The sequence below is a fragment of the Escherichia sp. E2661 genome (assembly GCF_004745185.1).
GTDB lineage: Bacteria > Pseudomonadota > Gammaproteobacteria > Enterobacterales > Enterobacteriaceae > Escherichia.
In genome coordinates, this window is sequence record NZ_PDIG01000038.1 from 59,572 (window position 1) to 74,644 (window position 15,073).

General features: G+C 49.8%; 9 protein-coding genes, 2 tRNA genes and 5 pseudogenes. 8 read left to right on the plus strand and 8 right to left on the minus strand.

Annotated elements, in window-relative coordinates; all coding sequences use genetic code 11:
- The first annotated feature begins 47 nt into the window (after nt 1-47).
- From CRI63_RS21060 to ydhT, 3 genes and pseudogenes are all read left to right on the plus strand, one after another.
- Nucleotides 48-716: a 4Fe-4S dicluster domain-containing protein gene (locus CRI63_RS21060; protein WP_135520681.1), complete on the plus strand. Its 669-nt coding sequence runs from the start codon at nt 48-50 to the stop codon at nt 714-716.
- The gene (phsC, locus tag CRI63_RS21065; protein ID WP_135489234.1) at nt 713-1,498 is read left to right on the plus strand and encodes a thiosulfate reductase cytochrome B subunit; all 786 of its coding nucleotides are present in this window, start codon (nt 713-715) and stop codon (nt 1,496-1,498) included. The genes CRI63_RS21060 and phsC overlap by 4 nt, the downstream gene beginning before the upstream one ends.
- Before the next feature lie 3 nt (nt 1,499-1,501).
- Nucleotides 1,502-2,313: pseudogene (gene ydhT, locus CRI63_RS21070) on the plus strand (protein YdhT).
- Nucleotides 2,314-2,323: 10 nt separating this feature from the next.
- Here ydhT and CRI63_RS21075 read toward each other — a convergent pair.
- The 4 genes and pseudogenes from CRI63_RS21075 to CRI63_RS21090 form a co-directional block, all read right to left on the minus strand.
- Nucleotides 2,324-3,920 (minus strand): annotated as a pseudogene (locus CRI63_RS21075) (FAD-NAD(P)-binding protein).
- A gap of 135 nt (nt 3,921-4,055) precedes the next feature.
- Nucleotides 4,056-4,361, minus strand: a complete 306-nt coding sequence (locus CRI63_RS21080) for a monooxygenase (RefSeq protein ID WP_130218959.1) — start codon at nt 4,359-4,361, stop codon at nt 4,056-4,058.
- A gap of 113 nt (nt 4,362-4,474) precedes the next feature.
- Nucleotides 4,475-4,551, minus strand: a tRNA-Val gene (locus CRI63_RS21085).
- Nucleotides 4,552-4,555: 4 nt separating this feature from the next.
- Nucleotides 4,556-4,632, minus strand: a tRNA-Val gene (locus tag CRI63_RS21090).
- 308 nt (nt 4,633-4,940) lie between these two features.
- On the opposite strand from CRI63_RS21090, the gene CRI63_RS21095 reads away from it, so the two are divergent.
- The gene (locus CRI63_RS21095; RefSeq protein WP_135520683.1) at nt 4,941-6,197 is read left to right on the plus strand and encodes an AIDA repeat-containing protein; all 1,257 of its coding nucleotides are present in this window, start codon (nt 4,941-4,943) and stop codon (nt 6,195-6,197) included.
- A 37-nt stretch (nt 6,198-6,234) separates the two neighbouring features.
- Here CRI63_RS21095 and mdtK read toward each other — a convergent pair.
- Nucleotides 6,235-7,609: pseudogene (gene mdtK, locus CRI63_RS21100) on the minus strand (multidrug efflux MATE transporter MdtK).
- A gap of 215 nt (nt 7,610-7,824) precedes the next feature.
- Between mdtK and CRI63_RS21105 the strand changes: the two are divergent.
- Entirely contained in the window at nt 7,825-8,442 is a 618-nt protein-coding gene (locus tag CRI63_RS21105) for a riboflavin synthase subunit alpha (RefSeq protein ID WP_135520684.1), read from the plus strand.
- Between the two features lie 51 nt (nt 8,443-8,493).
- Here CRI63_RS21105 and cfa read toward each other — a convergent pair whose 3' ends face one another.
- Complete coding sequence (gene cfa / locus CRI63_RS21110; protein WP_130208204.1) at nt 8,494-9,642, minus strand: cyclopropane fatty acyl phospholipid synthase; 1,149 nt, start codon at nt 9,640-9,642, stop codon at nt 8,494-8,496.
- A 288-nt stretch (nt 9,643-9,930) separates the two neighbouring features.
- Complete coding sequence (gene punC / locus CRI63_RS21115) at nt 9,931-11,142, minus strand: purine nucleoside transporter PunC (RefSeq protein ID WP_130224719.1); 1,212 nt, start codon at nt 11,140-11,142, stop codon at nt 9,931-9,933.
- Nucleotides 11,143-11,254: 112 nt separating this feature from the next.
- Between punC and punR the strand changes: the two are divergent.
- Nucleotides 11,255-12,188: pseudogene (gene punR / locus CRI63_RS21120) on the plus strand (DNA-binding transcriptional activator PunR).
- Here punR and purR read toward each other — a convergent pair.
- Nucleotides 12,185-13,210: an HTH-type transcriptional repressor PurR gene (gene purR / locus CRI63_RS21125; RefSeq protein ID WP_000190978.1), complete on the minus strand. Its 1,026-nt coding sequence runs from the start codon at nt 13,208-13,210 to the stop codon at nt 12,185-12,187. The pseudogene punR and the gene purR overlap by 4 nt on opposite strands.
- Before the next feature lie 299 nt (nt 13,211-13,509).
- On the opposite strand from purR, the gene cydH reads away from it, so the two are divergent.
- Both cydH and CRI63_RS21135 read left to right on the plus strand, forming a co-directional pair.
- Complete coding sequence (gene cydH / locus CRI63_RS21130; protein ID WP_000102278.1) at nt 13,510-13,599, plus strand: cytochrome bd-I accessory subunit CydH; 90 nt, start codon at nt 13,510-13,512, stop codon at nt 13,597-13,599.
- Between the two features lie 165 nt (nt 13,600-13,764).
- Nucleotides 13,765-14,935 (plus strand): annotated as a pseudogene (locus CRI63_RS21135) (MFS transporter).
- Nucleotides 14,936-15,073: the final 138 nt, after the last annotated feature.

A 15,073-nucleotide genomic window follows, 5' to 3' on the forward strand; every position in this document is an offset into this window, starting at 1 on the left:
CATGGATAGGGTGGACAGTCGCAGCCACAGCATTAGAGGATAATAAGATGTCCTTCACTCGACGCAAATTTGTTCTGGGGATGGGAACGGTAATCTTTTTGACCGGTTCAGCACCTTCTTTGTTAGCGAACACCAGACAAAGAAAGGAAGTTCGATATGCCATGATTCACGATGAATCACGGTGCAATGGCTGTAATATTTGCGCCAGAGCATGCCGTAAAACTAACCATGTACCGGCACAGGGAAGTCGTTTGTCTATCGCGCATATCCCGGTCACCGATAACAATAACGAAACGCTGTATCACTTTTTTCGCCAGTCATGCCAGCACTGTGAAGATGCTCCTTGCATCGACGTTTGCCCCACAGGGGCATCGTGGCGTGATGAACAGGGGATCGTGCGGGTAGAAAAATCACAATGCATTGGCTGTAGCTACTGCATCGGCGCATGCCCGTATCAGGTTCGTTACCTTAATCCACTGACCAAAGTGGCGGATAAATGTGATTTCTGTGCCGAGTCTCGGCTGGCAAAAGGTTTTCCGCCCATCTGCGTTAGCGCCTGTCCGGAACATGCGTTGATCTTTGGTCGCGAAGATAGCCCAGAAATTCAGGCGTGGTTACAGGAAAATAAATACTATCAATATCAGCTGCCTGGTGCCGGGAAACCGCATCTGTATCGCCGGTTCGGTCAACATTTGATTAAAAAGGAAAATGTATGAACCCGTCGCAAAATGCTGAACAATTTCATAACCAGTTGGCAAACTATGTACCGCAGTTTTCTCCCGAATTTTGGCCTGTGTGGTTGGTCATTGCCGGGCTGCTGCTGGTCGGGATGTGGTTAGTGTTGGGGCTTCACGCCTTACTTCGCGCTCGTGGTAAAAAGAAATCCTCCACTGGTCATGGCGAGAAGGTTTATCTCTACAGCAGGGCGGTGAGATTATGGCACTGGTCGAATGCGTTACTCTTTGTCTTGTTGCTGGCAAGTGGGCTAATCAATCACTTTGCGCTGGTGGGCGTTGCTGCAGTCAAAAGTCTGGTTGCCGTACATGAAGTTTGTGGATTCCTGCTACTGGCATGCTGGCTTGGCTTTATTCTCATTAATGCCGTTGGGGGTAATGGTCATCACTACATTATCCGTCGTCAGGGCTGGCTGGGGCGAGCGGCTAAACAAACGCGGTTTTATCTGCTTGGAATTATGCAAGGGGAAGATCATCCATTTTCTGCAACAACACAGTCTAAATTCAATCCATTGCAGCAGGCAGCTTATGTTGCTGTGATGTATGGATTGCTGCCGCTGTTATTGTTGACGGGGCTGCTATGCCTTTACCCGCAAACCGTGGGGGACGTGTTCCCTGGCGTAAGATACTGGTTATTGCAGGCGCATTTTGCTCTGGCAGCTATAAGCCTCTTTTTTATCTTCGGCCATCTCTATCTTTGCACCACGGGGCGTACTCCGCACGAAACCTTTAAATGTATGGTCGATGGCTATCACCGGCATTAACGAATGATCATTACACGAGCTGACCTGCGAGAGTGGCGTGTAGGAGCGGTTATGTACCGCTGGTTTCTGCGCCGTTTTCCGCAAGGTGGAATTTATGCCGATATTCATCACGCCCTGATGAGCGAGGGATTTACTGACTGGGCGGAAAGTCTGGTTGAGTACGCCTGGAAAAAATGGCTGGCAGACGAAAATTTCGCCCGTCAGGAAGTTTCCTCAATGCAAAAACTGGCCAGGGACCCCGTAGAGATACCCTTTTGCAGTCAGTTCGCCCGGGCCGACGATCACGCACGCGTCGCTGTTGTGAGGATAACGCCAGAATCGCTACTGTGGGGTATGCTGCGCAAATTGCCAGCATGGGTTATAGCGTGCGGATTGGCAGTGTCGGCTTTAACAGCCATATCGGTAGCTCAGGTGAACGTGCTCGTGTTGCTGTAACCGGTAATTCCTCGCGGATAAGCAGCGCCGGAGACAGCAGTCGTATTGCGAATACCGGAATGCGAGTACGCGTTTGTACATTGGGTGAACGGTGTCATGTCGCCAGTAATGGCGATCTGGTGCAAATCGCCAGCTTTGGCGCAAACGCCAGGATTGCCAACAGCGGCGATAACGTTCATATCATCGCCAGCGGTGAAAATTCAACGGTAGTGAGTGCGGGCGTGGTGGATTCAATTATTCTCGGGCCAGGAGGCAGCGCTGCGCTGGCGTATCATGACGGCGAAAGAGTGCGCTTTGCCGTAGCCGTTGAAGGTGAAAATAATATTCGCGCCGGAGTTCGCTATCGTTTGAATGAGCAGCATCAATTTGTGGAATGCTGACTCTTTTACCTTAATCAAACGACAAACGTCGGCGTGCGCGGGATGCTGGCTTCACGACGGCCTGCGCCATAGCCTCACCAATTTCAGCACAAGCCGTAAGCCCCTGAACGAAAGGCCGATCGTGCATTAGCCAGGGCAACGCGCCGAACGCCACGCGACCACGAACGTCTTCCGGTTGCTGTAGCGTATAATCTTCACCGACATCAGGGATTTCATCGCCTGTTTTCTGTAGTTGTGCACGTAGTCCAGGGAAAGGAATGTCTTTCACTTTGAGCGGGCGTTGCCCACGAGCATCAATAAAAAACGTCAAACGAGTAGCTGTTGTCCGCTGTTTTCAGCATTGTGTGCGTTTTGTCGATTTCCATATCGTATTCCTCACCGAGAGCGAGAATATGGATAATTCCCGCCTCGCGCAAAGCCAGTAATCGCTTTATAGATTCAGAAGGAATAGCTGCATAATTGTCGATAAATACTCTGGCAAGGCCTTTACTGAACCGTTTATGGTCGTGCTCATTCAGATGCGGAACAATCTCCTGTACGGCTTCATGCAGGCGAAGAATGACATAACGCCAGGGAACGGTATGTTTTTCACGTTTATTTCGCTCGACTTCTGCCAGGTTTTTTTCTGCCCAGGCAAATGGATCATGCTGTTTACGGTCGGCAAACCAGGCTTGCGCGAAGGTATCGACATTCAGGCTCTCTATCGCAATATGTCGGCTCCAGTCAGGATCAGCCGAAGTAATCTCTCGCACTATAAGTTTAAATACCCGTTCCAGAAGGCCCTGTGCACCTTTTTCAATTTCCGCGTTCAGGGCCTGTTCAGTGACAATGCATAGAGGTTCGTAGGGAATTGGGCAATAGAAATCGGCTTCTGGCACAATACCTGTGCGTGACATCAATGTAATACTGAGTTTTTCACTGTCGCTATCGCGCTGAAACAGAATGCGTTGATTATCTTTTTCAATAAAGGAACCATGCTGGATAGCAACCGCCATTGCGGCATCCAGTCCGCTCAAGGATGTTCCCATAATGCCCACGCGACAGGCTTCAATTTTCGCTTCCATTAACCCTGACCACGGGCTGGGGAAATATGTTCGGCTTGCCTGTTCTTCGTCAGGCCAGACGTGACCGGTGGCTATTACGGCTAAATCAAACGTCTCAACTGGCAAATCCCGATCTGTGAAGATAAGCACGCCAGAGCCTGTGACTTGCAGATCAGTCACCTGACAAGATTCATAAACGTTGATTTCAAATTGCTGCAGCCGTGCTTGCTCTACCAACCGTAAAAAGCGATCACGGAAATATTCTCCTAACAAAACCCTCGGCAAAAACTGGCGATCGTGCAAGCTTTCCTTTTTAACGCCATAACGTTGCAGATGGCTGGCCTCTTGCTCTTGCAACCATTCCAGATAAGTACAATAAATCGGCGGTATTTCAATGCTGGCAATATTTGCCAGCATCATTTTAGAGTTTTCTTCATCATTGTACGGCATACCGACACCCGCTTCGTCGGCTTGCTCGAAGAGATAAATGGAGAGTGGCGTTTGTTGCTGCAAAAGCGAGAGGAAAGTGTAGATCCCTGTTGGTCCGGCACCCACAATGGCAATTTTTTTTCATTGTTACTTACCTGTATGCATTTTTTTGAATTTGGTGTTATCAGATAAGTGTGGTGGAAATATTTAGAAAAGGAGAAATTTCAGACGGGGACGAAAAGGGCGCGTATCGCCCTTCATTAATCTCTGTCAGGCGAGTTTTGCCTGATTGATTTGACTCAGTGGCTCATTGACATCGAAAACTTTGGCAATAACTTCTGCGACACCAAGATTTTTCAGGCGGGCAGTATGTTTGTCCAGATAAGCCAGGGCGCTTTTTTCATCGGTAAAAAGGTAGATCCCACCGGCTTCATGGTTCTTTTCACTTTCTGTCCACACCTTCCACAGAAAACCGGGTTCCTGATTAATTGACTCGGCAAGCGGTTTAAGTTGCTCAGCCATTTCGTCGCCAAACGGGCCATTAAAAGCAAAATGAAGTTGTAATAAAGTTGCCATAGCTATTCTCCTTCTGATAACGCATAAGAGGATAGTGTAAATCTTTTAACGTATTGGATACAGAGAAGAAACAGGAGAAACAAAAGGGAAGAGAAGACCAGATTAAGAAAATCTGGTGCGTCCGAGTGGACTCGAACCACCGACCCCCACCATGTCAAGGTGGTGCTCTAACCAACTGAGCTACGGACGCAGGATGGTGCGTTCAATTGGACTCGAACCAACGACCCCCACCATGTCAAGGTGGTGCTCTAACCAACTGAGCTATGAACGCAACGTTGTAGGTGACAACGGGGACGAATATTAGCGGCAGAGCGTGCAGGTGGCAAGAGGCAAATCGTAATTTTCTGCGGTATTTCTATCGTTTGCAGAGCTTTTAAGCAAATTGGCGATATTTTGTTGATTTGCAAGGGCGATTTTTGGCCAGAGATCATATTTAGATCTAATACAGCCGATTATCCCTCGACTCACAATGTAAAACAGAGACTTTGCCACCATATCAATTCTATCGTGGATAAATCCTTCGTAGCCTTTACACTTAGGTAGCGATAAAGGCACACAGATGCAGCATAGGAATAAGTCATGGGATCTGATGCAAAAAACTTGATAAGCGACGGGAAAGTGCAAATTGTTCATGCTGGAGACGTTATCGGTGCGACTCAACTTACTGATGGCGAGTTGATTGTTGAGGCAGGCGGAAGAGCAGAAAATACCGTGGTCACAGATACTGGCTGGCTGAAAGTTGAAACTGGTGGAATCGCCAAATGTACACAGTACAGCAACAATGGCACGTTATCAGTCGGTGACGGCGCAATAGCCACTGACATTGTTCAGTCAGACGGTGGAGCGATTAGCCTCTCAACGCTCGCGACTGTTAATGGCCGCCATCCCGAAGGTGAATTTAGCGTTGATCAGGGCTATGCCTGCGGTTTATTGCTGGAGAATGGCGGTAATCTGCGGGTACTGGAGGGCCATCGCGCGGAAAAAATCATTCTGGATCAGGATGGTGGTTTGTTGGTCAACGGAACAGCATCAGCAGTTGTTGTAGATGAAGGTGGTGAACTGTTGGTTTACCCTGGTGGAGAAGCCATCAATGGTGAGATAAACCACGGCGGCGTTTTTATGCTGGCAGGTAAAGCCAGTGATACGCTGATTGCGGGTGGCACCATGAATAATCTCGGCGGTGAAGACATTCATACCATCGTTGAGAATGGCGCCGTTTATCGCCTGGGGACAGACGGTCTGCAACTCTACAGTTCTGGTAAGACTAAAAACCTGACAGTTAAAACCGGTGGGCGGGCTGAAGTGCATGCCGGTACGCTGGAAAACGCAGTGGTACAAAGTGGGACAGTGATTGTGATGTCTCCCACCAGTGCGGATGAAAAATTCGTCGTAGAAGAAGACTGTGCTCCGGTTGAACTTACGGGGAGCGTTGCCTTACAGGACGGCGCTTCTATGATTGTTGGCTATGGCGCTGATCTGAAACAATCAACGATTACAGTCCAGCAGGAAGGCGTGTTGATCCTCGATGGCAGCACGGTTAAAGGTGACAATGTCACTTTCTATGTTGGCAACCTGAATCTCGATGGCGGAAAAGTGTGGCTGATAACCTCAACAGCAACGTCTGTGCAGTTGAAGGTGAAACGTCTGCGAGGAGAAGGAACGATTTGCCTGCAAACCAGTGCGAAAGAAATTTCTCCAGAATTCATCAGTGTGAAAGGGGAAGTCAGCGGTGATATTCACGTTGAGATAACGGATGCCAGTCGGCAGCCTATTTGCAGCACACTTAAATTGCAGCCGGACGAAGATGGCATTGGCGCAACGCTCCAGTCAGCCTAAAATTAAGGCGCAATCTTTGCGGATTGCGCCTCATTTTTTATCGAGCTGCACGTTGCAAAATGATAGCCGATGGTAGACGTTGCAAGAAACGCATACGTAGCATCATCATAATGGCAGCAGAAGTCAGACCGATGATAAAGCCTATCCAGAAACCTGCCGGCCCCATCGGTTCAACTACCAGATTGGTCAATGCCAGGATATAACCACTTGGTAAACCCAACACCCAATACGCGATAAAGGTAATATAAAAAATAGATCGCGTATCTTTATAACCACGCAAAATCCCGCTACCGATTACCTGTATCGAGTCAGAAATCTGATACACCGCCGCCAGCAACATCAGGTGTGCAGCCAGTGTCACAACTTCTGGATTATCGTTATACAGAAGAGCGATCTGCTCCCGCAGTGAGATTGTAAAAAATTGCCGTCATCGTTGCCATACAGACGCCAACCATAAGCCCGGTTCGTGCGGCAGTTTGCGCATCCAGCGTGGAACCCTGACCCAGACGATAACCCACACGGATAGTCACAGCCGCTGCCAGTGACATCGGAAGAACGAACATTAGCGAACTAAAGTTCAGGGCAATCTGGTGGCCTGCCACATCGACAATACCGAGCGGAGATACCAACAGCGCAACCACCGCAAACAGTGTTACTTCAAAGAACAGTGCCAGCGCGATAGGTAACCCCAGTTGCACAAGTCTTTTCATTACTGCCGGGTCTGGTTTCGCGGTGCCTTTTTCGTTGCGGATATCGCGCATAGAACGGGCATGTTTAATATAAGAAACCATAGCAAAGAACATTACCCAGTACACCGCCGCAGTCGCCACACCACAGCCGACGCCACCGAGTTCAGGCATACCGAAGTGACCATAAATAAAGATATAGTTAACCGGAATGTTCACCAGCAGGCCAATAAAGCCCATTACCATGCCCGGCTTGGTTTTTGCCAAACCTTCACACTGGTTACGAGCGACCTGGAAGAACAGATAGCCAGGAGCCCCCCACAATAGTGCACGCAGATAACCCACTGCTTTATCGGCGAGGGCCGGATCGATATTTTGCATGGAGCGGATGATATAACCCGCATTCCACAGCACCAGCATAATAAGCACGGAGACGAAACCGGCCAGCCAGAAACCTTGTCGCACCTGATGCGCAATACGTTCACGGCGACCGGAACCATTCAATTGCGCGATGACTGGCGTCATTGCCAGCAGCAGTCCGTGACCGAAAAGAATCGCCGGGAGCCAGATAGAAGTACCAATGGCGACTGCCGCCATGTCGGTGGCGCTATAGCCGCCCGCCATGACGGTATCGACAAAACCCATCGCTGTTTGGGCGATTTGCGCGAGAATCACCGGGATTGCTAATGCTAATAACAGACGCGCTTCACTAATGTATTTCTGCACGTGAACACCTTTTATATTGTTGTTATATGAGAGACTAAAAAACCGCCTGAATGGGCAGCAAAAAGAAGAAGCAGGGGAAATTCAGTCTATTGTAGCGAGGATTTATTAATTCTCCAGTGAAAAAATAACCACTCAACCCCCTTTACTGGTAAGGACGTTTCCCACCTGCTATTGTGCTGAACAGAATGTCCTAACTGATTTCAGGAGTTGTAAGTATGTTTACGGGGATAGTGCAGGGCACCGCGAAGTTGGTGTCGATTGACGAGAAAGCAAATTTTCGAACCCATGTAGTGGAATTACCTGATTACATGTTGGATGGTCTGGAGACAGGCGCTTCTGTCGCGCATAACGGTTGCTGCCTGACTGTAACGGAAATTAACGGCAACCGTATCAGTTTTGACCTGATGAAAGAAACGTTACGAATAACAAACCTTGGCGATTTAAACGTTGGGGATTGGGTAAACGTAGAACGAGCTGCTAAATTCAGCGATGAAATCGGCGGACATTTAATGTCAGGTCATATTATGACCACCGCAGAAGTATCGAAAATAATAACATCAGAAAATAACCACCAGATCTGGTTCAAAGTACAGGATGAGCAGTTAATGAAATATATCCTGTATAAAGGGTTTATTGGTATTGATGGTATCAGCCTGACGGTTGGTGAAGTGACAGCGACCCGCTTTTGTGTGCATTTAATTCCGGAAACGCTGGAACGTACCACTCTCGGGAAGAAAAAACTCGGTGCACGCGTCAATGTCGAAATCGATCCGCAAACTCAGGCAGTGGTAGATACTGTTGAACGTGTGTTGGCTGCACGGGAAAAGAAATAAAGCTGCGTTTGAAATGACATCGCCCCCAAAATGGGGGCGATGAAATAACACTTAACGCGCCACGCGAAGGCCGCTTTCGACCCCACGTGAGAACACCACTTGCCAGAGCTGGATATCACGGGCGCGGAAGGCACCAGCGCAAGCATTCAGATAATACGTAAACATCCGTTTAAAGCGTTCACTGTAGTTATCGGCAATTTCCGGCCAGGCGGCGAGGAATCGCTCATACCAGGCCATCAACGTCGTGTCATAGTCAGCGCCAAAGTTATGCCAGTCTTCCATCACAAAGTGTGGTTCGCTGGATTGCGCAATCTGGCGTACAGAAGGCAGGCAACCATTCGGGAAAATATATTTGTTAATCCACGGGTCAACATTTAGATCGGTTTTTTTCGAGCCGATAGTATGTAGCAGGAAAATGCCTTCTGGCTTCAGATTACGATCCACCACCTCAAAATAGGTATCGTAATTTTTCGGTCCGACGTGCTCGAACATACCAACCGAAACAATACGGTCAAACTGGTCGTTCAGGTCACGGTAATCCTGTAGCAAAATGGTGACATCCAGACCTGCGCAGCGTTCCTGGGCCATTTTCTGTTGTTCGGCAGAAATCGTGACACCAACCACACTTACGTCATAATTAGACGCCATGTAATGCGCCAGTCCGCCCCAACCGCAGCCGATATCCAGAACCCGCATTCCCGGTTTTAACTGCAATTTTTCACAAATCATTTTGAGCTTCGCTTGTTGGGCAGATTCCAGATTATAGGCATCTTTCCAGTAAGCGCAGGAATACTGCATGAAGGGATCCAGCATACGGCTGAACAGGTCATTACCAAGGTCGTAATGCTCTTTACCTACTATCCAGGCACGCTTTTTACTTTGCAGATTGAAGAGCCGTGCTCCAGCAATGCGTAGTGTGTCTTTGAAATGATGGGGGAGTTGGTTTTCAAGCCCAGCGCGTAAGACTTTGCTAAAAAACATATCCAGTCGGTCACATTCCCACCAGCCATCCATATAACTTTCGCCTAACCCCAATGATCCTTCCTGTAGAACGCGTTTAAAAAAATCGGGGTTTTTAACTCGAATATCTGCCGGGGCAGAGCCATTAATGGCGATGCCTGCACGGCTAAGTAATTCATTGGCGATACGGTACCAGTTGTCATCCGGTACGCTGACTTCTTCTATACACGATGAACTCATAGTTTCTCCATCACTGGTCGGTGATCAGAACCTTAAAACAGCGTAGACGCTTTTTGGGCTTTGTGAGAAATCTCGCAGGAAAACCGCGAGTCTATAATCCGACGTAGAACAGAGGAAAGGAGGAACCCTTGCCGAAATGACCATCCATAGTGACCCGGGAACGCTCCTGTCCCCGTAAAAACATAATATTTATCGTAATATTAACAACTGGAACTCAGTATAGGCTGCTAATCTCAATCATACAACAAAATTTTGTTAGCAGCCTAAGTATAACGATATCGCTATAGATCAATGTGATTCACTATGTGCGACTTCCGTCTCGCCATGATTCTGGCAGTGAGATTCAGGTTGATGTTGCATCTTATAGCCGATGGCAACCAGCACCACGGTCGATAACATCACGCTGGTGGTGGTGAACAGCGGCGTACTGACGCTGATGAGCCAGGAAACCCCCAGACTTGCGAGGAAGCACAGACCCAATTGCAGGGTATTCTGCAATGCAGCAGCGCGGCCAGTCGCATGCGGGAAGGGGCGTAGCGCCTGGGCGACCACAATCGGGTAGATTGCCCCGTTGGCAATGGCCATCACACAGAATGGGATCAGAATTTCGGCCAGCGACACATGGCTAATGAAGCCCGCAGCCCAGGTTGCTACCACGCTGACGGCAAACAGCGCCAGCAGCCACGGTAACAACTGCTTACCCTGCCATTTCTGCAATGCAGCGCGACAGCCGTAACCACCAATAAGAAACGCGATGGTTTGCGGAACATAACTTAATCCAATTACTGCCGGACTGTAGCCCATTTCGCTGAGGATAAACGGTGAACCGGTTAGCCAGGCAAAGAAACTGGCTGAACAGGCCGCATAAATCAGCACATTCCCGCGATAGGTTTTTGAACGCAGCAGATCGGTAAAGGTCAGTCCATCCTGACTATTATTGCGTGCTTTCGTGGTGGGTTTAAGCCAGAAAATGGGCAGAATCAGCACTACGGCAATGGCAAACAGAGTGGCGAAAATCGCCTGCCAGGAAAAATGGACCAGCAGCCAGCTACCTAACAGCGGAGCAAGCGCCGGAGAAAGCCCCACTAAAGGCATAATGGTCGCGAAAATACGGTTAACTTTTTGTGAAGGATAGTAATCCGTCACCAATGCCTGCCAGATAACGGCTGCGGCACAGACACCAACAGCTTGCACAAAACGCAATACCAGCAGCGTGGCTGCGTTTTCCACCCATAACATCCCCAGACTACCCAGCGCAAAAATTGTCAGGCCGATCAATAACACAGGTTTACGACCATAACGATCGGAGAGCGGCCCCCACAGGAGCTGGGCAGCGGCAAAACCGGCAAGGAACAGACTAAGGCTGGCACTGACAGCAGACGCAGGCGTTTGCAGGTCGGCCTGAATGGCGGCGAAAGCGGGCAGATACATATCGGTTGCCAGAAAACCGAGTACGCTCAAACCCGCCAGCCAGACTAAAAATCTTTTCCCAGGTTGCATGTATATTCTCTAAATTCCTCAATTAAACACCGTCGCAAAGTGTAGGGAGTGAAATTCCTGTTGTGAAACGGTAATATTTGATGACTGGTTTCAAAAATTTTGCAGGCAAACTATGTGGTCTGAGTATTCTCTCGAAGTGGTTGATGCAGTGGCGCGAAATGGCAGCTTCAGCGCTGCAGCCCAGGAGTTGCATCGCGTTCCTTCTGCGGTCAGCTATACCGTGCGTCAGCTGGAAGAGTGGCTGGCGGTGCCGCTTTTTGAACGGCGTCATCGTGACGTGGAACTGACCGCTGCCGGGGCGTGGTTTCTCAAAGAAGGGCGATCTGTTGTCAAAAAAATGCAGATCACTCGCCAACAATGTCAGCAGATAGCGAACGGCTGGCGCGGTCAATTAGCTATCGCGGTAGATAATATTGTCAGGCCAGAACGCACGCGGCAGATGATCGTTGATTTCTATCGCCATTTTGATGACGTCGAACTTCTGGTTTTTCAGGAAGTGTTCAACGGCGTCTGGGATGCGCTTTCCGATGGGCGCGTGGAACTGGCGATTGGCGCGACACGAGCGATTCCGGGTGGGGGGCCGTTACGCCTTCCGTGATATGGGGATGTTGAGCTGGAGTTGTGTTGTTGCCCGCCACCATCCGCTTGCGTCGATGAATGGGCCGCTCAGCGATGACACGTTGCGCAACTGGCCGTCGCTGGTGCGCGAAGACACGTCGCGGACGTTACCCAAACGAATTACCTGGCTGCTGGATAACCAAAAAAGGCTTGTCGTACCTGACTGGGAATCATCGGCAACCTGTATCTCGGCCGGTTTATGTATTGGCATGGTGCCTACGCATTTCGCCAAACCGTGGCTTAATGAGGGAAAATGGGTGGCGTTAGAACTGGAAAATCCATTCCCTGATTCGGCATGTTGCCTGACATGGCAGCAGAATGATATGTCGCCAGCGTTAACCTGGTTGCTGGAGTATCTCGGCGATAGTGAGACGCTGAATAAGGAGTGGCTGCGGGAGCCGGAAGAGACTCCCGCAACGGATGATTAACGACGATAGTCGCGGAATGGACCGTCAGCCACGGAGCGGCGTTCAATAAGCCGCGGATGAACTTCGATAGACTGCGGTTCTTCGCGTTTGTTGACGATACGGTCCAACAGCATGTTGAACGCCGTTTCGCCCAGCGAATCTTTTGGCTGATGGATGGTAGTCAGCGCCGGGGTAAAGTAGCGGGCGTTGCGCACATTATCATAACCGATCAGCGAAACATCCTGCGGTACGCGCAGACCCATTTCATCGGCAGCGCAAAGTGCGCCCATTGCCATGATATCGCCACCACAGAAGACCGCAGTAGGGCGGTGTGGCTGCGACAGGATTTGTTGCATGGCGCGATAACCCGATTCAGGTTCAAAGTCACCCTGCACAATCCAGTTTTCCGGCACCTTGATCATCGCTTCTTCCATCGCCTTCATAAACCCTGCCAGACGACCCGCGCCGGTATTACGTTCCAGAGGGCCTGGGATGACACCAATTTCGCGATGACCGCGTTCGATCAGATAGCGTCCGGCCATGTAGCCGCCTTCAAACGCGTTATCGATGACTGCATCGGTAAAGTCGGCTTTTGCTTCGCCCCAGTCCATTACCACCATCGGGATATGGCGATACTCTTCCAGCATCGCCAGCAACGGTTCCGGATACTCAGAACACATGACCAGCAGGCCATCGACGCGTTTTTGCGCCATCATCGACAGATAGGCTCTCTGTTTCTCCAGATTGTTCCACGCGTTGCCGAGGATCAGCGTGTAACCTTTCTGGAAGCAATTTTTTTCAACCGCTTCGATGATCTCCGCGAAATAGGCTGCTTCGCTGCTGGTCGCCAGCAAGCCGATAGACTTGGTATGGTTAACCTTCAGGCTACGCGCTACCGCGCTAGGGGAGTAGTGTAATTCTTTAATCGCTGCCCACACGGCGTTGCGCGTTTCTTCAGCGACGAAACGAGTTTTGTTTATAACGTGTGACACAGTTGTAGTGGAAACGTTTGCTCGCTTCGCTACATCTTTTATTGTTGCCATTCCATTTCACTCCAGACCCTAACTTCAGCTCCTGCAAAATCGCAAGGTAAACGTTTGCCTTTACACACCTTACGCGCAACAAAAGTGTTGCGGTACGCCGGAAAAACGACACAGAGCGTCAGGAAGGGGTCAATGGCCAGTACGCAAATAGTGTAAGCGTGGAATTTTGGCCGATCTTGATGAAAAGGGGAAGTGGTAAAAACACTTATCATTATAAATGGCGGGAGATTTTTTCTTCACAGTGTGTAAAAATGCGTAATATCACTTTTTTGTAGGGTAATAAAAAAGGAGAAAACTTGATGAGTACCGACCTTAAATTTTCACTGGTAACAACCATTATTGTCCTCGGTTTGATCGTGGCCGTAGGTTTGACTGCCGCGCTGCACTGATTTCCCTTCGAGGGAGCGCATCCTCCCTCGCACTCTCTTCCCTTTTGTTAGCAAAATGGCAAAAGTGTTTTCTCTTTTTGTTATTATCAATTTTTTGTGATTGCTGTCATGCTTTCGCCACTTTGATGAATATCGTGTAATGACGCGAAGAAGTGGAGATTAGGCATGAAAATTAACTATCCGTTGTTGGCGCTGGCCGTTGGCGCGTTTGGTATCGGGACAACGGAGTTCTCGCCAATGGGCCTGTTACCCGTCATTGCGCGCGGTGTGGATGTCTCAATTCCTGCTGCGGGCATGTTAATCAGCGCCTATGCGGTTGGCGTGATGGTTGGCGCGCCGCTGATGACATTACTGCTGTCTCATCGCGCCAGGCGCAGTGCGCTTATTTTCCTGATGGCCATTTTCACTCTTGGCAACGTGCTTTCCGCCATCGCGCCGGATTATATGACGCTGATGCTTTCACGCATTCTGACCAGTCTGAATCACGGGGCATTCTTTGGTTTGGGTTCAGTCGTGGCCGCAAGCGTTGTGCCTAAACACAAACAGGCCAGCGCTGTCGCCACTATGTTTATGGGCTTAACTCTGGCAAATATTGGCGGTGTTCCTGCGGCGACCTGGCTTGGCGAAACTATTGGCTGGCGGATGTCGTTTCTGGCAACGGCGGGGCTGGGCGTGATTTCAATGGTTAGCCTGTTCTTCTCGTTACCGAAAGGCGGCGCAGGAGCGCGACCGGAAGTGAAAAAAGAGCTGGCGGTATTGATGCGTCCGCAGGTGTTATCAGCCTTGCTGACGACGGTACTGGGGGCTGGCGCAATGTTTACCCTCTACACCTATATTTCACCAGTACTGCAAAGTATCACCCATGCAACGCCGGTGTTCGTAACAGCCATGCTGGTGCTGATTGGCGTCGGGTTTTCTATCGGTAACTATTTAGGCGGTAAACTGGCAGATCGTTCGGTCAACGGCACGCTGAAAGGCTTTTTGTTGCTGCTGATGGTGATTATGCTGGCGATCCCGTTCCTGGCGCGTAATGAGTTTGGTGCGGCTATCAGCATGGTGGTGTGGGGTGCAGCAACCTTTGCAGTGGTACCACCATTACAGATGCGTGTGATGCGAGTTGCCAGCGAAGCGCCGGGGCTGTCTTCCTCAGTGAATATCGGTGCCTTTAACCTGGGCAATGCTCTGGGGGCCGCGGCAGGTGGCGCAGCGATTTCGGGGGGGGCTGGGGTACAGTTTTGTGCCGGTGATGGGGGCAATTGTCGCAGGCCTGGCATTGTTGCTGGTGTTTATGTCAGCCAGAAAACAACCTGAAGCAGTTTGCGTTGCCAACAGCTAATAAAACAAAACGCAGAAGGGGATACCTTCTGCGTTACAGTTTGCAGGCAAATTACGTTTTATCTTGCCGGATGCGGTGTTAACGCCTCATCCGCATAGACCCGATAAGCGTAGCGCATCAGGCAATGTTGCATTTGCC

Coding starts and splice junctions, on each gene's coding strand:
- CRI63_RS21060 (WP_135520681.1), top strand. CDS start 48: ATGTCCTTCACTCGACGCAAATTTGTTCTGGGGATGGGAACGGTAATC.
- phsC (WP_135489234.1), top strand. CDS start 713: ATGAACCCGTCGCAAAATGCTGAACAATTTCATAACCAGTTGGCAAAC.
- CRI63_RS21080 (WP_130218959.1), bottom strand. CDS start 4,361: ATGGCAACTTTATTACAACTTCATTTTGCTTTTAATGGCCCGTTTGGC.
- CRI63_RS21095 (WP_135520683.1), top strand. CDS start 4,941: ATGGGATCTGATGCAAAAAACTTGATAAGCGACGGGAAAGTGCAAATT.
- CRI63_RS21105 (WP_135520684.1), top strand. CDS start 7,825: ATGTTTACGGGGATAGTGCAGGGCACCGCGAAGTTGGTGTCGATTGAC.
- cfa (WP_130208204.1), bottom strand. CDS start 9,642: ATGAGTTCATCGTGTATAGAAGAAGTCAGCGTACCGGATGACAACTGG.
- punC (WP_130224719.1), bottom strand. CDS start 11,142: ATGCAACCTGGGAAAAGATTTTTAGTCTGGCTGGCGGGTTTGAGCGTA.
- purR (WP_000190978.1), bottom strand. CDS start 13,210: ATGGCAACAATAAAAGATGTAGCGAAGCGAGCAAACGTTTCCACTACA.
- cydH (WP_000102278.1), top strand. CDS start 13,510: ATGAGTACCGACCTTAAATTTTCACTGGTAACAACCATTATTGTCCTC.